Here is a 21,887-nt window from a genome sequence, read left to right as displayed (position 1 = left end):
CATTATACCGAATAAAGCCTTATAAGGTTTCATTTTTTTCTTAAAAAGAGCTTATCATTCAAATATAGTTTGTTAGTCCAAACAATAGAAAAATGATACAATTTCCATATAGCGGCGAACAGTTGGAATTGGAGGAGATTTAATGGAGGGATTACAGGACAAATTGAGGCGTCCTTTGCAGGATTTGCGGATTTCCGTCACAGATAAATGCAATTTCAGGTGTCAATATTGCATGCCTGCTGATATATTTGGGCCTGATTTTACGTTTTTGCCCAAAGAGGAAATCTTGTCATTTGAAGAAATAGAAAGGCTTGCAGTTGTCTTCAGCAAATTGGGTGTCAGGAAATTGAGAATTACGGGTGGCGAGCCGCTGCTTCGAAGACATATCACCTCCTTAATATCACGCTTAACGAAAATAGAAGGAATTGATGATATCGGATTGACGACTAACGGAGTCTTATTGACGAAAGAAGCGGAAAATCTGAAGCAAGCAGGACTTAAAAGGGTTAATGTCAGTCTTGATGCTCTGCATGATGAGATATTTAAAAAGATAAATGGCCGGGGTGTGAGTTCCAACGTTGTTTTACGTGGAATAGAAGCCGCCATTCGCGCAGGTTTAGGGGTAAAAGTGAATATGGTTGTACAAAAGGACGTCAATGAAAGTGAGATCATTCCAATGGCCGAGCACTTTCGGGATATGGGGGTCACGCTTCGTTTTATAGAATTTATGGATGTAGGCAATACGAACGGCTGGAATTTTCAAAAAGTCGTTACCAAAAAAGAAATATTCAACAAGCTCGCCGCACACTTTGAATTGGAGCCTGTAGATCCCGATTATTTTGGAGAAGTAGCCAAGCGGTACAGATACAAGGATTCAAAAACGGAGATCGGATTCATAACATCTGTATCGGAATCCTTTTGTGGCAGTTGCACAAGAGCGCGGATTTCGGCTGACGGAAAATTTTACACATGCTTGTTTGCTTCCAAAGGACATGATTTGCGGAACATTTTAAGAACCTATCCAGATGAAGGTCCGCTCGTTGACAAAATCCGTTCAGTATGGGAACGAAGAACAGATCGTTATTCAGATGAGCGGACAGAAGAAAGTGTAAGGCGCAAAGAGAAAATTGAAATGTCTTATATAGGTGGATAACATAGTGAGAAGATGAGGGGGAAGCCGATGGAAATCAGAAAGCCGATTTGGGTGCGGGATGCAGTTGCAAAGATGATGGAATATAAGAAAAGGGGCGAAACGGAACTTGTCTCCATCGATGAGTGTGATGGCCGCTTTTTATCGGAGCCGATCATTGCAGATCATGATGTTCCGCCCTTCAATCGTTCACCTTACGATGGGTTTGCGTTAAGATCATCCGATACCGAAAATGCTTCCCGTGACAACCCGCAACGGCTGCAAGTGGTTGATGAAATAGGGGCAGGCCAAGTGAGCGGAAAAACAGTCGGTCCCATGGAAGCGATCAGGATCATGACAGGCGCGCAAATCCCGGGAGGGGCCGATTGTGTTGTGATGTTGGAGCTTGTAAACGAACTGAAAGAAAATGGAGAAAGCTTTATTGAAATCAAACGCGTGATGAAAAAATGGGATAATATATCCTTTCAAGGGGAAGACGCGAAAAAAGGAACTCCGCTTATCGACAAAGGCGTCCGTATCAACCCAGGAATCAAAGCACTGCTTGCCACGTTTGGCTACAGCAAAGTGCCTGTCGCCAAAAAGCCGCTTATCGGCGTCCTCGCGACCGGAAGTGAGCTTCTTGGGCCGGAAGATGACCTGGTTCCGGGGAAAATCCGCAACAGCAACGGGTATATGATCGAATCACAAATATTGCGTGCGGGTGCGCAATATAAAAGGTATGAACAGTGTGCCGATGACTTGGAAAAACTGCGCGACACGATTATGCAAGCAACTGAAGAGTGTGATGCCGTCATCACCACTGGGGGGGTGTCCGTAGGCGATTATGATCACCTTCCGGAAATATATGAACAAATCGGTGCCCGCCTCCTTTTTAATAAAATAGCGATGCGGCCGGGAAGTGTAACGAGCTGTGCGGAAAGGGATGGAAAACTATTATTTGGTCTATCGGGAAACCCTTCAGCTTGCTATGTAGGATTTGAGTTGTTTGCAGGGCCCTATATTAAATATTGGCTGCACTCGGACAGGCCTTATTTACGGACGATTCGAGGCACGTTAAAAAGTGATTTTCCGAAACCGAATCCTTTCAGCCGATTTGTTCGGAGCCGTATCTTGTTTGAAGATGGCAAAGTGTATGCCGAACCGGTTGGGCTTGATAAGTCAGGTGTTGTCACATCCCTTGCTTGGGCCGATTGTTTCATTGTCCTTCCCGGAGGAACGAGAGGGTTTCAGGCGGGAGATCACGTTGATATGATGCTTCTGGAAGATGCCGAAGGAAGTGACAAGCCATGGCAGGAGCCAAGATTTTCCAAATAACGGGATATCAAAACAGCGGCAAAACAACGGTAATGGAACAATTGATTGCCACATGTAAAATCCATGGCCTTAAGGTGGGGACGATTAAGCATCACGGTCACGGCGGTTTTCCAGAAAGAATTTCAGTACAAAAAGATTCGGAAAAACACCGCCTGGCCGGTGCAAATGTGACCGCTGTGGAAGGCAACGGTATATTGCATATAGAAGCCCAAAAAAGTTCGTGGGAACTGGAGGAAATCATTCAATTATACAACGATATCCCAGTGGACATTATTTTAGTGGAAGGTTATAAGCATCACGGCTACCCCAAGGCAGTATTGTTAAGGGACAATGAAGATGTGGATTTGCTGGGAGAATTACATCACATTGAGGCGATTATTTGCCGGGAGCCATTACAATTGGGGGCAAATGTTCCTTTATTTTTGCTGACTGAATTGGAACCTTTTCTGGAGTGGTTTGTGGGTCAATATGTATATAAAGAGAAAGACCGGAAATGAAGGCCGGTCTTTCTTTTGTTTTAATGTAATTTGTTTTCAACTTCTTTACATACTTCTTCAGCACTCAATCCACTCGCTTCAATCACAGGTACTTTTGTCGTGGTCGTTTGCATGCCCATGATGTTGGAATCCATTCCGGTGACAACACAGCAGTCACATTCGTCCAAATCCGTCGCATTCGATAATGAAACAACTTCATAGCCTTTTTGCTGAAGCGCTTCCGTAACGTTCGTTAATCCTTCTTCCACGCCAACTTTCTTCATCAATCAACACCTCCTTGCTAAATATCCATGTCCAACTGTTAGGAAAAATAAACAGTAAGAGAGCTTTTTGATGGAGTCAAAAACGGGAGAATTGTATAATCAAAGACATGTCTTTGTAGTATAATGAAAAGCGTGGATGATAGTTTGGGGGATTAAACATGGTTCAAAAATGGGAAGTCATAATCATGAAAGGTGAAAATGAACCGTGGTGGTTTTTTCCTGATTGGAAAAACGATATATTGGCCACATATGTATGTTCGGACAAGAACAGCGCCTTTATGAAGTTTGGTGCTCTATACAAATTATTCGTTTCCCGTTTTGATCACGTAAAAATAAAAAATACCTCCATGGTGGCGTTTTGGAAAGATGGAGATTATGTTTACTGTGATCCTTGCGACGAAGATTTGCAAATATATTACGGCCTGCTCATATTATTGAACGGGGAACCTTATCATTTGTCAAAAATAGAAGAGCAGTTTATTTTTGGCTAAGAAAGAGAGTTATTATGAATAATGCGTTGACTTCAAAACAACAAACACAGTTAACGACCGTATACGGAGTGCTTTATGCGATCAGCGGCAGCCATTTGATAAATGATTCCATTCAATCTGTTGTACCGGCGATGAATCCTATTTTTGAGCAGCATTTGCATCTGTCATTTGCGCAAATTGGTTGGATTGCTTTCGTGTTAAACATGACTGCATCTGTCATGCAGCCGGTGTTTGGCTATTTTGCCGACCGCAAAGCAACGCCTTTTTTGCTTCCGGCAGGCATGTTTGTCAGTACGCTGGGGCTCATCGGTTTTGCTTTATCGTCCCATTTTTATATGATATTGGCATCAGTCTTTTTCATTGGGATTGGTTCGGCTGTTTTTCATCCGGAAGGGTCGCGTGTTGCTTATATGGCAGCCGGGTCGAAGCGCGGGCTTGCCCAGTCCATTTACCAGGTGGGAGGCAACTTTGGCCAGTCGCTTGCGCCCATTTTTACGGCCTTCATTTTCGTCCCGCTTGGCCAAAAGGGGGCCTTGGCTTTTATAGCCATTACGACAGTAGGCATTATCATGTTGATGTTCGTATCCAAATGGTATAAAGCCCAGCTGCAAACCGCCGCTTTTTCGAGAAAAGGAAAAACGGTTCATAAGAATGGGTATCCGATTCATCCCAAAATTAAAGTGGCCATTGCCTTGCTCGTTTTTCTTGTTTTTGCCAGATCCTGGTATGTAGCGGGCATCAACAATTTTTATCAATTTTATTTGATGGAAGATTACGGATTGACTGTCCGGCACGCGCAATTATATGTCTTTATCTTTATGTTTGCCGGTGTCCTTGGTACATTTTTCGGCGGACCGTTGGCAGATCGGTTCGGGAGAAGAAATATTCTTTCCTTGTCAATGATCGGGGCGGCACCATTGACGCTCGCCTTGCCGTATGTTCCGCTTTCGTTTATTATACCGATCTTTTTTCTTATCGGCTTTATTTTACTTTCTAGCTTCAGCGTCGCTGTTGTATACGCCCAAGAACTGCTCCCCAAAAAAGTGGGGATGGTATCCGGGCTGATTGTCGGACTCGCATTTGGCATGGGGGCGGTTGGTGCAGTTGCATTAGGCATGCTTGCCGATTTATATAACATCAAATTCGTCATGATCCTTTGCAGTCTTCTTCCTTTGGCCGGTATTTTTACATGGTTGCTGCCAAGCGATGATAGAGTAAGAGAACTGACAAAACATGTGTAGTGTGTAAAACTCCGGGATGGTCCCGGGGTTTTATATTTATCAAATAAAGGATATTGGAGAGAATTTATCGAATAATTAGTAAAATATGTGAAAATCCGAAAGGAGTGCTTATGTCAAGAATGTTGAAAACGGTACCTGAAAACAGCCTGCGCATTTTGGATATGGATGTTACTACTTTAATAGATTTAATACATTCCGGTAGAATGTCATCTGTTGAAGTTGTCACAACGTACATGAAACATTTGGAACATGTCAATTCAAGAGTGAATATGCTTGTCGAAGATCGCTTCGAGGAGGCGCTGGAGGAAGCAAAAGAAGCTGATCGTCTTTTGGAGAGCGGAAACAGTAACGGTACATTGACTGGTGTCCCGATCAGCATGAAAGAATCTTTTGATGTAGCAGGCATGAAAACGACTGGCGGACTTACCAACAGAGACGGGATCGTTGCTGATAAAAATGCGGAGGTTGTCTCAATCCTGCAAAAAGAAGGGGCCATTATTTTAGGAAAAACAAACACCCCGACCCTTTGTTTTTGCCAGGAAACAGCTAATAAACGATTCGGAAAAACAAACAACCCTTGGGATTTGGAGAAAACCGCGGGAGGTTCTTCCGGAGGAGAGGCGGCATTGATGGCTGTTGGGGGCGCGGCTGCGGGAATCGGATCAGATATAGGGGGCTCTATTCGCTTTCCCTCACATTTCAACGGGGTCGTCGGCTTCAAGTCTGGAAATGCGCAAGTTTCCGATATCGGCAGTTTTCCGGATATTGTTCACCCCATTCAAAAAAGAATGCTCGGCATCGGTCCGATGGCCAAATCCATAAGGGATGTCCGGTTCATATACTCGTTGATTGCAAAGCGACAGGAAAGCCCAGCAAAGAAACTTTCCGATATCATCATTCATAAGCTTCCGGCAGGCGCTTATCCGCTTGAAAAATCTTCCGAACAATTGATACAAAAAATTGCGGATCATTTGAACAAAGTATTTTTGGTTGGAATTGAAGACCCTCCTTATTTTAAAGAGAGTGCCATCATCTGGCAGCAAATCATGTCAGTCGATGGTGGAAAATCGGTTGCGGATGCCGCCGGTTTTCAGGGGCATGGGGAAGTTGTGAAAGAATATGTGAAGGAAGCAATCACCAATCGTTCGGATTACCACCGTTATTTCACATGGGCGCTCATTGGTGCCAAAATGTTCAAGCCAAGTCAAAAACGCGTCAGGGATCTCCAGAAGATCATCGAAAAAGGAGATAAAGCCATTGCTGAATACTTTGAAAATAAGATTTTGCTGTTGCCGGTTTACCATCGGACTGCCCCGCCGCACGGAGAATTGTATTCCGAAATATTTTCCATTAAAAAGACGTTTAAAAAGTATATGCCGTATATTGCGTATGCAAATGTGTGGGGATTGCCTTCTCTAACAGTTCCTGCCGGGAAGGATGAGAACGGCATGCCCATTGGCGTACAACTCATCAGCAAAATAGGAAATGAAGAGCAACTTTTTGCGGTTGGTGAAATCATTGAAGAAGAATTTGGCGGTTACGTCCGCTGCGAGGCTCATGATCAGGAAAGTGAACGCTCTTGATTTTTAATTGGACAAAATGTAAAATACTCATTGTGTAAGAGTAAAGTGTATATCTTAGTGCCTTCACGCACTTGGAAAAAACGCCTAAATACATTTATATCTTGCAAATATAAATCGATAGGTGGTATTTGACATGTCCAAAGAGTTTAGGGTGTTGCTTTATTATCAGTATGTGACCATTGATGATCCTGAACAGTTTGCCGCTCAACACTTGAAGTTTTGTAAAGAGCTGGGACTGAAAGGCCGCATTCTCGTGGCAAAAGAAGGGATTAATGGCACGGTTTCCGGAACTGTCCAGCAAACAGACAAGTACATGGAAACAATGAGAAAAGATCCGCGTTTTGCGGATATCGTATTCAAAATAGACGAGGCAGACACGCATGCTTTCAAAAAAATGCACGTTCGCCCACGGAAAGAACTTGTTACGCTGCGGTTGAAAGATGACGTCAACCCACGGAAAGTGACGGGCACATACCTCAGTCCGAAAGAATTTTATGAAGCGATGCAAGATGACAATACAGTCGTCCTTGATGCCCGCAATGATTATGAATATGACCTTGGCCATTTCCGGGGAGCGATTCGCCCAGACATTAAAACATTCAGGGAGCTTCCTGAATGGGTTGAAAAAAACAAGGATTTACTTGAGGGCAAGAAAATTTTAACGTATTGTACGGGCGGCATACGCTGTGAAAAATTTTCCGGCTGGCTGTTAAAGCAAGGGTTTGAAGACGTGTCTCAACTTCATGGCGGAATTGTCACATATGGGAAGGACCCAGAAGTGCAAGGGGAGTTATGGGATGGCAAATGTTATGTGTTTGACCAAAGGATTTCGGTTCCTGTCAATCAGAAAGAACATGTCATCGTAGGGCGTGACTATTTTGACGGCAAGCCGTGTGAAAGGTACGTAAACTGCGCCAACCCGGAATGCAATAGACAGTTCCTATGCTCCGAAGAAAATGAACATAAATATATGAGAAGCTGTACGGATGAATGCCGTGTACATCCGAGGAATCTTTATGTAAAAGAACATCAGCTCACAGAAGAAGAAATACAGGACAGGCTGCAAAAGCTGGAAGAGGAAAAAGCATCCTCCGTGTAACGAATGAAACCCGTCATCTTTTCCAGGTGGCGGGTTTTTAAATATGGTATGGTACAAACATATTCAAATGTGCGATAATGGAGATGTTGTCAAACAGTGAAAGAGAGGGGAACGAATGCTTAAAGAAAAATGGTTTAAAGGATTAACGGCCATTATTATGGTTTTCATCATTATTTATCTTGGAACAAAAATCAGTTTTATATTCACACCGCTTGTGATCATATTTCAATCATTGTTTCCTCCTATTGTCCTTAGCGGTATTCTTTATTATTTGTTAAGGCCGGCAGTAAATCTCCTCTCTAAAAAAATGCCGCGAACCCTCGCAATCATTATTGTATTTTTGGGGATAGCGGGCGTAATGACGGGAGCAGTATTTGTCATTGGTCCTGAATTGCAAAAACAATTTAATCTCTTGATCGACAATATACCTGCTTACTCCAGCAATATTCAGCAATGGTTTCATTCAACGACTCAGAGCGATTGGTTTTTACGTTTCCAGGAAAATGATTATTTCTCGATCGAAAAGATCACCGATTATATTGAGCAAAACGCCAAAGGCATGCTGCAAGACGCGGGTACAAGAATTGCCGGCGCAGTTGGTTTCATAGCCAATACTGTCATGCTGCTTGTCCTCGTTCCGTTCGTTTTATTTTTTATGTTGAAGGACGGAAAGCAAGCTCCCACTTTTTTATTGAAAATATTGCCCAAAAAACATCATGATGAAGCAGAGAATATTTTAAAAGATATGGATGAGGCATTAAGCGCTTATATCCAAGGTCAGCTCATCGTAAGCTTCTGTGTGGGTGTGACAGCCTATATCGGTTATTTAATTATCGGATTGGAATATTCGCTTGTGTTGGGAGTTGTGGCGATGGTGACAAACGTGATTCCGTTTGTCGGTCCATGGATTGGGGCTTTTCCAGCTGTGATTGTGGGACTATTAGACTCCCCATTGCGTGCGGTCTTAGTTATTCTCGTCATCGTCATCGTCCAACAAATTGACGGCAATATCACTTCTCCTCTCGTCATGGGGAAAAAACTGAATATCCATCCGTTAACGATCATTTTTGTCTTATTAATCGCTGGAAAGTTTGGCGGTTTGCTCGGGCTGATTTTTGCTGTTCCTGCCTATGCATTGATCAAGGTAATCGTCAGCCACATGTACCGTTACGTTAAACTTGAATGACACCGCCGTTTGGCGGTATTTTTTTTGTCATTTTTTTCTTTTTATAAATACGGACAGATTATCGCAAAATAGGAACGTTCATGAAAACATTTTTAAGGGGGATCATATATGACTGTTATCACCAACTTGAAGACAACACTGGCCGGTTTAAAAAGCGCTCAGGCTAGCCTTGAAGGATATGCTTTACAAACAGATAATGAACAGGCAAAACAGCTGTACAAGACAGCTGCTCAACAAACTCAGTCTGTGATAGACCAACTGGAGCCAAGGATTCAAGAAGTGATTCAAGAAGAGCCGCAATATGGTGAGTAATCGTAAAAAAGGGGGCAGAGTGGCGAATCATTCTGTCCTTTCCCATAAGAGGTGAATACAAATGACGATCATATCAGATGTAAAGACGACACTTGCTACTTTGGAAGGCATCCAGGCTTCGTTCAGTAAACTGGCGCTCACATCTTCCCATACTGAAGCCAAGCAGATTTTCCATGAATGTATGATGCAAACAGACCCGATTATCCGTGACTTGAGATTAAGGGTCGAATTGTTGAAGGCTGAAGAGTTGCAGTATAGAAAATCGTAAACAGGAGGGAAATGATTGGAAATCCCTGAATGGCTAAACATTGTTCTTCGATCACTATTTTTAGTCTTTTTTTTATTTTTATTGACAAAATGGCTTGGAAAAAAGCAATTGTCCCAGCTTTCATTCTTTGAATATGTAGCAGGAATTACGCTGGGCAGCATTGCCGCTGAACTGTCGACCGGCTTGGAGCGAAACATGCTGCCTGGCATATACAGCATGTTTGTTTGGGCGGGCATTCCGTTTATTGCCGGGTTATTAGCGCTAAAAAGCAAGAAAGCAAGAAACTTTATTGAAGGGCAAGAAGTAGTCGTCATTAAGAATGGAAAAATTCAAGAAGAAAGCTTGACCAAAGAAAAATATACCGTGGAAGAGCTCCTTCATCTTCTCAGGAAGAAAAACGTTTTTAATATTGCTGATGTTGAATTTGCAGTCCTTGAAGCAAACGGCGATTTAAATGTCATGTTCAAAAAGGAAAAGCAGCCGATCACTCCCAAAGACTTGCAAATGGAAGTTGCGCCGGAAAGGCCTCCACACACTGTTATCCTCGAGGGAAAAATCATGGATTCGGGTTTGTCCGCCAGCGGAATGACAAGAGAATGGCTGGATGTAGAGCTGAAGAAACGAAATATCGCGCTTGATAATGTATATATCGGACAAGTAGATCCGTTCGGACAGTTGGTTGTCGATATTTATGATGATAACATGCAAGTTCCTCAACCGAAAGACAGGCCGATGTTATTGAGCGCATTGAAAAAGTGCGGCGCCGACTTGGAGACATTTGCACTGGCGACAGAAGATGAAAAAGCAAAGGAAATGTATAGCAGAAACGCTAAGAAAATAGAAGAAATTATTCAGAAGTCAGAACATTTGTTGAGACAATAAAAAAGGTCACCTTGAGGAAAGGGACCTTTTTTAACGTCGATAAACCTATGCGTTCACATACAAAGCAACTTTGGCAGTAAAAGCTTGGCGCCCGTGAAGTTGTGTGGAACAGCTATTTACGAATACATGGTTGCTACTTGTTTCTGTAATGGTTCGTTCTCCAAATATTCATTATATGTCATATGCTTGTCGACGACTCCTTTAGGAGTCAATTCCACAATTCGATTTGCGATCGTTTCGATAAATTGGTGGTCATGGGATGTGAAAATGATCGATCCTTTAAAATTGATCAATCCATTATTCAGTGCCGTGATCGACTCCAAATCCAAATGGTTCGTCGGTTCGTCCAGTAACAGGACGTTAGCGCCGCTAAGCATCATTTTCGAAAGCATGCAGCGAACCTTTTCACCACCAGAAAGGACAGATGCTTTTTTCAATACTTCCTCTCCGGAAAAAAGCATTCTGCCGAGAAAACCTCTTAAGAAGCTTTCAGTTTCATCTTCTGGTGAAAATTGTCTCAACCAGTCAACCAGATTTACATCTACCCCATCAAAAAAGTCTGTATGGTCTTTCGGGAAATAGGAATGCGAAGTCGTTACTCCCCATTTATACGAACCGCTGTCAGGCTCCATGTTTCCCGAAAGAATTTCCAGCAGCGTCGTTTTGGCGATCTCATTTTTCCCGATTAGGGCAATTTTGTCGCCTTTATTCATGGTAAAGCTGATATGATCCAATACATTGACACCGTTTATTTTCTTGGAAAGACCGTCAACCGTTAGCAAGTCATTGCCGATTTCCCGATTTGGCGTGAACGAAATATACGGATAACGCCTGGAAGAGGGCTTAATATCATCAAGGGTAATTTTTTCAAGCAGTTTTTTCCTCGATGTGGCTTGTTTGGATTTGGATGCATTGGCACTAAAACGCGCGATAAATGCCTGCAAATCCTTTATTTTCTCTTCTTTCTTTTTGTTTGTTTCTTGCGCCATCCGTTGCGCCAATTGGCTTGATTCATACCAGAAATCATAATTCCCGACATAAATTTGGATGTTGCTGAAGTCGAGGTCGGCAATATGGGTGCAAACCTTGTTTAGAAAATGTCTGTCATGAGAGACAACAATAACTGTGTTTTCAAAGTTAATAAGGAATTCTTCCAGCCATTGAATCGCTTTGATATCCAAGTGGTTCGTCGGCTCATCCAACAGCAAAATATCGGGTTTTCCAAATAAAGCCTGGGCCAGCAATACTTTTACTTTATCAGCCCCTGAAAGTTCAGCCATTTTTTTGGCATGCTGGTTTTCAGCAATTCCCAAGCCTTTTAACAAAATGGCGGCTTCCGATTCGGCTTCCCATCCATTCAGCTCTGCAAACTCGCCTTCCAGTTCGGCCGCACGCATTCCATCTTCTTCGGAGAAATCTGCTTTCATATAAAGAGCATCTTTTTCCTGCATGATTTCGTATAGGCGAGCATGGCCTCTGATGACTACTTGGATGACCTCTACTTCCTCATATTGAAAGTGGTCCTGCTTTAAAACGGCAATTCGTTCATTGGGGTTGATCGTTACAACTCCTGTTTGCGGTTCGATCTCACCGGACAATATTTTAAGAAAGGTGGACTTGCCGGCTCCGTTTGCTCCGATCAAACCGTAACAATTTCCGGGCGTGAACTTTATGTTTATATTTTCGAACAGTTTACGGTCTCCAAAACGAAGACCCACATTATTCACCGTAATCAATTATAATCAAATCCTCCATAAGAAATTCCTACCCATTATAACACTTTTAGTTGTTCGTTTGGATAGAAGGAAACATATATTTTTAAAAATACTTGCCAAAATTCTATTTTTTAATGTTAGCAGCCTGAATCCCGACAGGTGTGTCAAGTGGTGCAGGCGAAAAAAGATGGACTTTTGCTTGACTCAAACTATCAAGTAAGTAAGAAAGCCGCAGATGACAGGGCGCATGATCGTTATTTGTCGCCGATCCCGCCGGTAAAAAGCTCTCCTTGCCTTGAAGGAAAAAACGGGGAACACAACACTCTCTGAACGGTCATGGAATGATTGATTGGGTGGCGAGGGTTATATTCCACCCTCGGGCATAGTTCGCGGATCTGTTTCTGTCGGCTCCGAAACTCACTAAATATTTCCTGAAACGAGGTTGCGTCATTGGCGGTTTTACCGGGCTTGATGATAAAGAATAACAGGGCACTTTACTTTGTCGGCCTTTGCCAGGACTTTTCAAAACGGTATTTTTTCGGTATGTTTTTTACAAGACTTACATTCTTTATTTATCATAATGTAAAGTTTGGGGAGTTTGTCAATCAATAAAAAAGAGGGTTGCATATGGATAAGTCTGCAATACTAATCGTTGAAGATGAAGAGAAGATAGCTCGCGTGATTGAACTGGAACTGTCTTTTGAAGGTTACGACATTGGAAAAGCTTTTAATGGACTAGACGGTTTAAGGATGTTTCGGGAACAATCATGGGATTTGGTCATCCTCGATATTATGCTTCCAGAAATGAGCGGAATCGAGATATTGAGGCGAATCAGAAGCAGCGACAAGCAAACGCCGATCATATTACTGACTGCGAAAAGTTCAGTGGAAGATAAAGTATCGGGGCTGGATTTGGGCGCAAATGACTATGTAACCAAGCCGTTTCAAATGGAAGAACTGCTTGCAAGAGTGCGGGCTGCATTGAGGTCAAGCAGACGGATGACCAATGATCATGTCAGTGAAGGATGGATACAAGTTGGAGAATTAAAATTAAACGAATTATCCAGAGAAGTAAAAAGAGGGGAGGAACCGATTAATTTGACACAAAGAGAATTTGATCTGCTGGCCTTTTTGATGAAGCATCCCCGCCAGGTTTTAAATCGAGAGCAGTTGTTAAACGGGGTTTGGGGATATGATTATCTGGGAGATACAAATATTGTTGACGTATATATTCGTTATGTAAGAAATAAAGTGGACAAAAAATATCATGAGCCGCTCATCCATACGGTTCGGGGAGTAGGCTATGTATTAAAGGACAGCCAATGAAATTACAAAGTAAAATCAACTTATTTTCTACCGCGATGTTTATTGTGTTATTACTGCTCATCAATAGCGCGATTTATTTTTCTTTTAGCCGAATGTTATATGACAGCGCGCTGGAAAGAGTTACAGGAGAGGCGAAGCAAACGGTTAAAGGAATCAACAGGGTAAAAGGGTCCATTCCAGCCGATGATTTATTAAGGGCTTATGTCCCGGCAAATGGCATGCTCCAAGTCGTTACTGCGGATGGGTCACGGATTGCCTCTGTCACAACAGCCGAACAAAGTGAACTCAGAAAGAAAATCGGGAAGGTTACGAAGGATGAACAAAAGAAAATCATGACGTTTAACGGCACTCCCTATGCAGTTGTTTCCATTCCCATGATTTGGCGTGATGGCGAGGTCGTAAAGCTGCAATTGGCCGAGAGCATGGGCGCGGTTGAACGTAACTTAAACACTTTGCGGGCCGTCTTAATTGCCGCCATGCTGCTGGCGTCCATTCCGGTCTTTTTATCGTCCCGCCTTTTAAGCAATTTCATCACTTCTCCCATTGCCTCACTTACTCGGACAATGAAGGAGATTCAAGAAAGCGGCCGTTATAAAAAAATTGAACTCCCAAAACAATCGAAAGATGAGCTTTATCAAATGGGAGAAACATTTAATAACATGATTGCGCAACTGGAGGCTAATTACCAAAAACAGGAGCAGTTTGTGGAAAATGCTTCCCACGAATTAAAAACACCGCTGACTGTTATAGAAGCTTATGCCGACCTTTTGCTCAGGAGGGGTAAGAATACTCCTGAACTGTTTGAGGAATCAGTAGAGGCGATTCATTCAGAAGCCCATAGAATGAGAAATTTGATTGAACAGCTCCTATTATTGGCCAAGCATGATGAACAGTGGAACGTTGAAATGGAAAACGTCGCTTTGAAGGGATTTGTGGAAGAATCAATCAAATCTTTTCGGGAAGGGTTTAAACGGGAAATAGAACTGTTTATAGAAGCGGATGCAACCGTCGTTACCGACCCGCAAAAACTAAAACAGTTATTATATATTTTTTTGGACAATGCGCAAAAGTATAGTGACAAAAAAATAAAAGTGAACGTGAAAATTCGCCATCATCAGGCTCTCATTGAAGTGATTGACTTTGGGATGGGGATTCCCAAAGAGGAACTTTCTAAAGTGTTCGACCGGTTTTATCGTGTGGAGCAGTCAAGGGCGCGAAAAACAGGCGGGTTTGGTTTGGGACTCCCGCTTGCCAAGGAACTGGCAGCCGCAATTCATGCCGACGTAAAGCTGGAAAGCGAGCCAGGAAAGGGAACAACAGCGCAAGTTTGGCTGGACATGCCTGCTTCTCATTAAATTCTCATCAACAACAGGTATAATAGGAAAAAACGTATGGAGAGATCCAAATGAAAAAGGTTAAAATAGGCCCAACCCCCATCGTCATTGCCACCGTTATCTTCCTTGGCTTCCTATTGTGGCTTTTCTTCAATGTACTAAAGCCTGCAGATTCGTTAACTATAGCGGAAGCAAAAGAAATTGTACAAGACATGTATGGCGGAGATATTACCGAAGTCAGCGAGACGAATGAAGCATATTTGTTTACCATTAAGACGAAATCGGGGCTTTATGATATTTATGTTCAACGGAAAGATGGAGACATTTTAAAAGTCGACCAGAAAAATCCGGAACCAGCGGAAGCTCCCAATGAACAAACTCTGCCTGAAGATAAAATTAAAGAAATCATTCATGATCAATATGGAGGAGAAATCAACCGGTTAGAAAAAAAGCGCGAAGGGGACCGCTACTTTTATTATGCGGTTTTGAATGATGGCCAGTCGAATCAAACAATAAAGGTGGATGCCCAAACCGGAAGCATTGTGGAGTCTAGTGGCAAAACAAGCAATGGCATCACTGAACAGGATGCGGCCGGCATTGCTTTACAACAAGTAAAGGGCAAAGTGGAAGATGTGGATTTGAAGGAATCGGATGGCTTGAAGTATTATTTAGTAGAGATTGAAAGTGATCAAGATCAAGAAGCAACTGTTCAAATTCATAGCATTACGGGAGAAGTTCTATCTATTACTTGGGATGATTAACATATGATGAGTCATTTCTCATCAATTTCTCATTTTATTATAAGGGAGTCCTCATCTTTGGACCTTACGATAGTATCAGAAAGACAAAAGGAGGACTTAGATCATGAAAAAACGAAACATTTTGTTTGCAGGAATAGCCGGGGTGGTGTTATTGGGAGGCGCGATAGGGGTTGGAGCCAATTCCATAGCCGGTGACAAAAATCCCGAGAATACAGGAAGCGCCATTTCTATGGATGAAGCGAAAAAGATTGCGCTACATGAAGCAGGTGGAAAACTAAAAGAAATTGAATTGGAAAAGGACGACGGCCGCCTTATCTATGAAATTGAATTAATAAGTGATGAGAAAGGCCGTAAAGTCGATATCGATATTGATGCAAAAACAGGAAATGTCATCAAAGTAGATCAAGATGACGATCATGATAACGAACCTGTAACAAATAAGGAAGCAAAAGTCTCAATGGAAGATGCCATCGCTGTTGCTGTCAAAGACACGCCTGGTGAAGTTGAGGGCTCAGAGTTTGATCCAGAAGACGGTTATTACGAGATTGAAATCCAAACGGGCAAAAATGAAGTAGAAATAAAAGTTGATTCAGAAACGGGAAAGATTATCACAAAAGACAATGACTAATGATGATTCATTTGTTTTGCTATATAAATGTGTTGGACGTTGTGAGATGAGGGACTGGGACATAACTAGCCAAAAATAATTACAGAAATGGTTCCAACCATCGAATTCGGATGGTTGGAACCTTTATAATTATCGATATATATAAGGTTTCAATAAGAGGTAAAAAACTGAGTAGAAATGAGTGGCGGAGTTTTGAAAATAATTAAGTATGCAGTCATTTTTTGTTTTAACTTTCGTTGCCTTACTAGCTATCGGAGAAAGTTATATGTTTCGATTGAATAACTTTTATAATGAGTATCCAAATACAACTATATATCCTCAAAAAGGGATAAGTGATGCTGAACTGCTCCATGATGTACAAGAGGCTGCAACAAAAAATTCCGTTGACTTTTTTGTTTTCGAATACTCCCCCCTTAATATTTTTTATTCAAAATATACTATCTATGGAACCAAGGATGCAGAAAAAAGTATCAACGAGAAGTCTCGAATTTTTGAGAAATATACAGTTGAATTCTAAGTAAACCTAATCCATTGGAATCCTTTTATATCAATCTTTTATACGCTTATAAATTGATGGAAGTGTATGAAAAAGGATTCAAAATGATCTTACTTGAGCCAATTTGAACCAAAATGATAGATGTTAGTTGAATACTTTTTGCGAATAAAAGCTGATCCTATTCGGTGAAGTATGGATTTAAATCCATGTATTTCATCGCAAGGAATTATACTAAAATGATTGGAACTAATTTTTATTCTAATATGACTGTTATTTGTAATTTTTTTTATAAATAATATATGCATATACTCATGTATACTAATTGATAATATTCCACCTAAAAGATAGGTTAACGTGTATAAAATAATGTTAACTTTTATATAAAATAATAATAATGAAACAATAAAGAAAAGGATAAAGAAATAATTGCACCATTTCATATAAATTAGAACGTACTTAATTACGTTAATAAATGTGATAGCATTAATATTTATTTTTTTATCTACCATAATCTTTTACTTTACATTTTCTCTTTTCTTTTTTCTATTTATATAGACCTTAGTTAAAATTAAATAGAAAAACCAAAAAAAGATAATTGTTAAAATAATGGGTGTTAAATTATCGGTATTCACCCCTAGAGTTGTATATAAATCCCAGCCGTCGGTATTTTCATCGACTTTTACAAATAACGAATTGAAAAATGATGTTGTATATCCAATTTCATCATGAGTAAACATCAGCTTGATCAAACTAATTACTAAGATTATTACCGTACTTATCACAGCTGACACTAGAGTTCCAATGATAATATTAACTATCTTCATGTAAAAACTCCTCCTTTAGTTTTTTTAATCCCAAACAACTTATGTATATAACGAAAATATATAAAATCATCATTAATATGCTATTGTACAGTTTTGAAAAATTTAAGAATTGTAATATTAATGATATAAATCCTGAAATTATTACGATTATTAAAAATCCAATAATAGGTGAGAATGGATTGTCCTTTTTTGCCGGGAATAGAATTCCAATCAAAGTTGAAAGTATAATGATTAAAAGTAATTGACCAAAAATAATTAAAGTATCATAAAGATTAACGTTACCTTTATTTATAATAAGCCCTAATATCAATATTGGTAATGAAGTTATTAATATGTATAGATACTGACTGATAATTAGATTAATATAATCTTTAATTGCACTATAGTTAAATCTATAGTAATTTATTCTAATTGAATCAGTTTGAGTATAAATATACAGTCCTGATGTAGTAACTAAAAACATGGCATATAACGGATTCAATATATCTAGAATAAGCAAAGAAATCGATAAAAAATATGCAATTATAAGAGTTGTTATGTTTTCCACTCTTCTCGATATTTGTAAAATATACAAATTAAACATAGTTAGTCTAAGTTTAGTAGGCTTTTTAATTTTTAAATATAGATTATCTTCTGATCCGAAATTATTAGGAATATAAAAAAGAATGAACAATAGTACAAAAATGATTATTACAAAAATTAAGGATGTAACAATAAATCCATAATTACTATACAATTCTATGTAAAATTGGGACCAATGATTAAATTCTCCAGTTTTAAAGTTTATATTATTTATAGATTGCATTATATCTAGATATAATATTGCCAACATAACAATAAAACTTAGAATTGAAACGAGTGCACTTACTTTTTCTAATTTAATTAAATTTAATACGTATATGATTATGGAATTAATCAGTTGTAATAATAAATACCCTGTTAGACTCGTAAAAAAAATTGTGCAAATTAGTAAAGGAATATATTGAAAGTTAGTGCGTAATACTACTGCAATAATAACGGCGATACTAATTAGAAAAATAATAGTTAAAGACATAAGCAATTCAAAAATAATAAATGAACTATTTCTTTCATTATGTGTAATTGGCAACTGATTTGTTATTTTTAAGAAATTCCCTTTTTTCAAGAAAATCATTCTAGTAAGAACGAATATAATCATCGTCCAAACGATAATATTTACACCTTGCATTTTAATAATAAAATATATAAAGTTCATTTGTTCGGAAACATCGGTGTCATCTAAAAAATTATATAGAAAAAATGTGGTTACCGTAATAGTTACTACTGTGGCAATAAAGATGAAAGCTTTAAATATTTTCTCCTTTAATATACCCACACTTAGAATTCTTCTTAAAATAAATAGGAAATATAGCTTTTGTAAATTAAAAATATTTTTCAATTTCATTTTTCATGCCCTCATAATCTATAAGCTCTTTAAAAACATTTGTTAAATTAGAACCAGTCTTGAGAATGTTTTCAATAAGATCATCTATGTATATTACACCATTATTTATGAGTAACACCCTATATCCTATCTCTTCAACTAATTCTAAATCATGGGTACACATTATTATGGAACCACCACGTCGTTTGTATTGTTCAAATAATAGTTTGGTTGCTTCTTTTGCTTCCACATCTATACCATTCAATGTTTCATCTATAATAATAATTTTATTGTTAATCATAAATGCACTAACTAATTGAATCTTTTTCCTCATTCCATGAGAATAATTTTCTATCAATTGATCTAATTTAGAATCTAAAGAATAATAATCTACTAAACGAAATAACTTTTCTTTATCCAACGGTGTATCATAAAAATCACATATCATTTCTATATATTCTTTACCTGTTAAAAAATCCGGTAAAAAATCCTCACTAGATAAATATATAATTTCTTTTTTAACCGATGGATTATCATGGAAAGATTTATTAATGAAAATAGACCCTTCTTGAATCTTAAGTAAATCTACTATTAACTTAATAAGCGTTGTTTTTCCACTTCCATTGGGGCCAGCAATTGTTAATAGTTCTCCTTTATTTAAATTAAAACTTACGTTGTTTAGAACCGTATTTTTTTTGTCATAAAAATAAACAATGTTCTGAACGTTAAGCATATATCCTCCTATAAGATTAATTATAAATAGTAATTTGTACGAATGGATTTTTGATAAAGTCCATATTGACTGCCTTTTTGTGACAATGTTCTTTACGACAAAAACTTTTTCTGGAGGCAAATCAATAAGGCCCACATCCATTTCACATTGAAAACAAAAGAAAATACAAAATCTAATTGAAAAATGTGTTCAAGGTGATCTTTCTAAAAACATCTTACAAGGCGTTTAACCAACTGATGGAAAGAATACATTCAGGCAACAGATTGAACGGTCTAGTGAGTGAATCAGCTAATCGATTAATCGGAACTGTCCTTATCGACATTTATGACGATAGGCCTAGCTCATCTAGCTCATCAAGAAAATATAGTCAATTTTAAGAAAAGTTTTTTGGGGGCACCCCAAAAAAATTGTTAGGCTATTTTACATAAGATTGTGGACTCGACTCCTTATACTTTTTAGTACATAGATTATGTATTGATACCAACATAACAATCAACCCTATTAGTGTCAATACTGGTTAAAAGGTTCTGGTGCGACAAAATATGACAGAAAAATGGAGTTGATATTTCGAGCGAATTCACTAGGACAAATCAAATGTGATGCTGAACAAGCACTAAAGAACTAAATAAATATTAAAATTAAATCTCAGCATAAAGGAGATGATGTCACATGAGCATAAACATGGCTACAAAGGATTATCCATATCTTTTAGCAAGGGAACAAGCATAAGATTTTTAGGTATAGACCCAAAGTCTTTTGATAAATATATTCGGCCACATGAAGAGCTAGATCGTTTCATGATTGGTAAGCGCGAACGCTAGACAATGAAGTCTTTAATACACTTTATCGAAAAACACTCCGTTTAAAATGTCGACAGTTGATAAGATGCTGGTTAGAAATACAATATAGTTGTTTTCAACTAGCATCTATCAACTTTATTTTTGAAAAGGATTGATAGTATGGCTAGTATTGTAAAAAGAGGAAAGTCATATCGAGCACAAATTTCTTTGTACAAATATGGAGAACATAAAAAACTAACTAAAACATTTCCGACTAAGAAGGAAGCAAAAATTTGGGCTTTAGAAATGGAATTAGCGAAAGGAGAAGGAAAAGAACTTGCTCACATAACAACAACATTTGCGGACTTCTTTGAAAATTGGATTTATCTTGTAAAGGTTAATGACGTTAAAGAAACGACATTTCAAAATTATGTTCGTACTTTAGGCATTATTCAAAATTTATTTCAAAATATCCAATTAAAAGATTTAAATGATATTGTTGTACAGAAGAAGATTGATAAGTATGCCAAGACACATTCTCGAAAAACAACACATGAGGTTCTTCTTAAAATTAAAACATCTTTACGTGATGCAGTCGAAAGATCAGCATGGCATATTGCACTGCTGAAGATGTATATGGAGGAAGTGGTTATAGGCCGACACTAAGCCTCTTAAGCATCATTTTATGGAGAGACGTATGCAATCATCTTTTTTAAAAAAACAAGAAATTGTAGAAGATAATGGAAAAAATTTTATCGTTTTTTTCATAGGGGAGAAGTGAGAAGATGAAACAAACAAAGTTCAAAAGCTTGAATATTCATTACAATAACGAAATGCATATTTTTATGAATAACGATACAAGTAAAATGATATTTGTTTCAAAAGATCTTGATGAAATACACGCATTTTAGAGATAAATGAAAACCAAGAGTTTAAGATCCATCCAAGGTGGAATGTGAATTTTTTCATTAGTCGAAATGAGATAACGGTTGATTTAAATGATTCTGAGGAAGAACAATAACCTGTAGCTTCTTTTATTTTTCAGCGGAGATGTTCATCAATAACCTGCTAATAAGGAGACCGGACGGTTCTTTCAGTTATTAAACCATGAGCCAGGGACAGGTTGGAAAAATGGCGGTACCGGTATAATTCATCATAAATGGCTCATGTTTCCAGGATATGTCGAGAATCCCCGAAGGAATCCATTCCACCCTACATTTTTTTCTTGCGTAAATAGGGTATAATAGAAGTGATGAATAAGAAAGGGGATCTAGCGATCATGGCTTATAGAAGAGGGCCTCAGGAGCCGGTACCTGAAGAGGAAACAATTGTTTGGTCATGTACGAATGAACAATGTTCATGTTGGATGAGGGATGCCTTTTCTTCAGAAAATAAAACGATTTGCCCCATTTGCAAATCGGAAATGGAACAGGAAACAAGGGTTTTACCTGTTATCACGTAATGGTTTTAGACGATCCGTCCTGAATTTCGGGACGGGTTTTTTATTGTGGTTCTATGTCAAATGTTGGGGTGGAGTGAGATGGAATCTCACCCTACCCAACATGACTTCCAATTTTTTTATACTTATGTAAAAGAAGTATTC

General features: G+C 39.0%; 23 protein-coding genes. 18 read left to right on the top strand and 5 right to left on the bottom strand.

Annotated features, from left to right (window positions below; all coding sequences use genetic code 11):
• The first annotated feature begins 142 nt into the window (after positions 1–142).
• Genes moaA through mobB form a run of 3 tightly spaced genes read left to right on the top strand, consistent with a single transcriptional unit; the run spans position 143 to position 2,961 of the window.
• Entirely contained in the window at positions 143–1,153 is a 1,011-nt protein-coding gene (gene moaA, locus JOC94_RS20980) for a GTP 3',8-cyclase MoaA (protein ID WP_077112085.1), read from the top strand.
• A gap of 27 nt (positions 1,154–1,180) precedes the next feature.
• Entirely contained in the window at positions 1,181–2,464 is a 1,284-nt protein-coding gene (locus JOC94_RS20975) for a molybdopterin molybdotransferase MoeA (protein WP_077112083.1), read from the top strand.
• Positions 2,437–2,961 carry a molybdopterin-guanine dinucleotide biosynthesis protein B gene (gene mobB / locus JOC94_RS20970; protein WP_077112081.1) on the top strand — a complete coding sequence of 175 codons (525 nt, stop codon included), beginning with the start codon at positions 2,437–2,439 and terminating at the stop codon, positions 2,959–2,961. Before JOC94_RS20975 ends, mobB begins: the two co-directional genes overlap by 28 nt.
• A gap of 20 nt (positions 2,962–2,981) precedes the next feature.
• Here the strand turns inward: mobB and JOC94_RS20965 are convergent, their stop codons facing one another.
• Complete coding sequence (locus tag JOC94_RS20965; protein WP_171973920.1) at positions 2,982–3,224, bottom strand: YkuS family protein; 243 nt, start codon at positions 3,222–3,224, stop codon at positions 2,982–2,984.
• 158 nt (positions 3,225–3,382) lie between these two features.
• Between JOC94_RS20965 and JOC94_RS20960 the strand changes: the two genes are divergently transcribed.
• The 8 genes from JOC94_RS20960 (at position 3,383) to JOC94_RS20925 (ending at position 10,286) form a co-directional block, all read left to right on the top strand.
• On the top strand, positions 3,383–3,715 hold the full coding sequence (locus tag JOC94_RS20960; protein ID WP_077112076.1) for a DUF1033 family protein: 333 nt from the start codon (positions 3,383–3,385) through the stop codon (positions 3,713–3,715).
• Between the two features lie 14 nt (positions 3,716–3,729).
• On the top strand, positions 3,730–4,956 hold the full coding sequence (locus JOC94_RS20955; RefSeq protein WP_077112074.1) for an MFS transporter: 1,227 nt from the start codon (positions 3,730–3,732) through the stop codon (positions 4,954–4,956).
• Positions 4,957–5,075: 119 nt separating this feature from the next.
• Positions 5,076–6,539 (top strand): amidase, encoded by a 1,464-nt coding sequence (locus JOC94_RS20950; protein WP_236017176.1) that lies wholly within the window; start codon positions 5,076–5,078, stop codon positions 6,537–6,539.
• Between the two features lie 133 nt (positions 6,540–6,672).
• Positions 6,673–7,638, top strand: coding sequence for an oxygen-dependent tRNA uridine(34) hydroxylase TrhO (trhO, locus tag JOC94_RS20945; RefSeq protein ID WP_077112070.1), 966 nt, complete (start codon positions 6,673–6,675; stop codon positions 7,636–7,638).
• Between the two features lie 115 nt (positions 7,639–7,753).
• Positions 7,754–8,824 carry an AI-2E family transporter gene (locus tag JOC94_RS20940; protein ID WP_077112068.1) on the top strand — a complete coding sequence of 357 codons (1,071 nt, stop codon included), beginning with the start codon at positions 7,754–7,756 and terminating at the stop codon, positions 8,822–8,824.
• Between the two features lie 108 nt (positions 8,825–8,932).
• A complete protein-coding gene (locus tag JOC94_RS20935) occupies positions 8,933–9,136 on the top strand; it encodes a DUF1657 domain-containing protein (RefSeq protein ID WP_077112066.1) in 204 nt (67 codons plus the stop codon).
• 61 nt (positions 9,137–9,197) lie between these two features.
• Positions 9,198–9,404, top strand: a complete 207-nt coding sequence (locus JOC94_RS20930) for a DUF1657 domain-containing protein (RefSeq protein ID WP_077112065.1) — start codon at positions 9,198–9,200, stop codon at positions 9,402–9,404.
• A 15-nt stretch (positions 9,405–9,419) separates the two neighbouring features.
• Positions 9,420–10,286, top strand: a complete 867-nt coding sequence (locus tag JOC94_RS20925) for a DUF421 domain-containing protein (RefSeq protein ID WP_077112063.1) — start codon at positions 9,420–9,422, stop codon at positions 10,284–10,286.
• A 116-nt stretch (positions 10,287–10,402) separates the two neighbouring features.
• Here JOC94_RS20925 and JOC94_RS20920 read toward each other — a convergent pair whose 3' ends face one another.
• Positions 10,403–12,022, bottom strand: coding sequence for an ABC-F family ATP-binding cassette domain-containing protein (locus JOC94_RS20920; protein WP_077112061.1), 1,620 nt, complete (start codon positions 12,020–12,022; stop codon positions 10,403–10,405).
• Positions 12,023–12,172: 150 nt separating this feature from the next.
• Between JOC94_RS20920 and JOC94_RS20915 the strand changes: the two genes are divergently transcribed.
• The 5 genes from JOC94_RS20915 to JOC94_RS20895 all read left to right on the top strand — a co-directional run bounded on the left by JOC94_RS20915 (position 12,173) and on the right by JOC94_RS20895 (position 16,050).
• The gene (locus JOC94_RS20915) at positions 12,173–12,331 is read left to right on the top strand and encodes a hypothetical protein (protein WP_171973919.1); all 159 of its coding nucleotides are present in this window, start codon (positions 12,173–12,175) and stop codon (positions 12,329–12,331) included.
• A 297-nt stretch (positions 12,332–12,628) separates the two neighbouring features.
• Positions 12,629–13,327, top strand: a complete 699-nt coding sequence (locus JOC94_RS20910; RefSeq protein WP_077112059.1) for a response regulator transcription factor — start codon at positions 12,629–12,631, stop codon at positions 13,325–13,327.
• Positions 13,324–14,682, top strand: coding sequence for a sensor histidine kinase (locus JOC94_RS20905; RefSeq protein ID WP_077112057.1), 1,359 nt, complete (start codon positions 13,324–13,326; stop codon positions 14,680–14,682). Before JOC94_RS20910 ends, JOC94_RS20905 begins: the two co-directional genes overlap by 4 nt.
• Before the next feature lie 50 nt (positions 14,683–14,732).
• Positions 14,733–15,422: a PepSY domain-containing protein gene (locus JOC94_RS20900; RefSeq protein WP_077112055.1), complete on the top strand. Its 690-nt coding sequence runs from the start codon at positions 14,733–14,735 to the stop codon at positions 15,420–15,422.
• A 103-nt stretch (positions 15,423–15,525) separates the two neighbouring features.
• Positions 15,526–16,050, top strand: a complete 525-nt coding sequence (locus JOC94_RS20895; RefSeq protein ID WP_077112053.1) for a PepSY domain-containing protein — start codon at positions 15,526–15,528, stop codon at positions 16,048–16,050.
• Between the two features lie 1,011 nt (positions 16,051–17,061).
• On the opposite strand, the gene JOC94_RS20890 is transcribed toward JOC94_RS20895, so the two are convergent.
• From JOC94_RS20890 to JOC94_RS20880, 3 genes are read right to left on the bottom strand one after another with little or no spacing between them, the layout of a single operon-like run.
• A complete protein-coding gene (locus tag JOC94_RS20890) occupies positions 17,062–17,370 on the bottom strand; it encodes a hypothetical protein (RefSeq protein WP_077113033.1) in 309 nt (102 codons plus the stop codon).
• A complete protein-coding gene (locus JOC94_RS20885; RefSeq protein ID WP_077113034.1) occupies positions 17,357–18,793 on the bottom strand; it encodes a hypothetical protein in 1,437 nt (478 codons plus the stop codon). Before JOC94_RS20885 ends, JOC94_RS20890 begins: the two co-directional genes overlap by 14 nt.
• Positions 18,771–19,505 carry an ABC transporter ATP-binding protein gene (locus JOC94_RS20880; RefSeq protein ID WP_077113035.1) on the bottom strand — a complete coding sequence of 245 codons (735 nt, stop codon included), beginning with the start codon at positions 19,503–19,505 and terminating at the stop codon, positions 18,771–18,773. Before JOC94_RS20880 ends, JOC94_RS20885 begins: the two co-directional genes overlap by 23 nt.
• A gap of 959 nt (positions 19,506–20,464) precedes the next feature.
• Between JOC94_RS20880 and JOC94_RS20875 the strand changes: the two genes are divergently transcribed.
• Together JOC94_RS20875 and JOC94_RS20870 are read left to right on the top strand one after the other, a co-directional pair.
• Positions 20,465–20,950, top strand: coding sequence for a tyrosine-type recombinase/integrase (locus tag JOC94_RS20875; protein WP_236017175.1), 486 nt, complete (start codon positions 20,465–20,467; stop codon positions 20,948–20,950).
• Positions 20,951–21,536: 586 nt separating this feature from the next.
• Positions 21,537–21,746 carry a cold-shock protein gene (locus tag JOC94_RS20870; protein ID WP_408021942.1) on the top strand — a complete coding sequence of 70 codons (210 nt, stop codon included), beginning with the start codon at positions 21,537–21,539 and terminating at the stop codon, positions 21,744–21,746.
• The last annotated feature ends 141 nt before the right edge of the window (positions 21,747–21,887 follow it).

This window comes from Siminovitchia thermophila, from assembly GCF_016909185.1.
Classification (GTDB): Bacteria; Bacillota; Bacilli; order Bacillales; family Bacillaceae_C; genus Siminovitchia; species Siminovitchia thermophila.
Note: the sequence above shows the minus strand (reverse complement) of the source record. Positions and strands in the feature narration are given on the sequence as shown.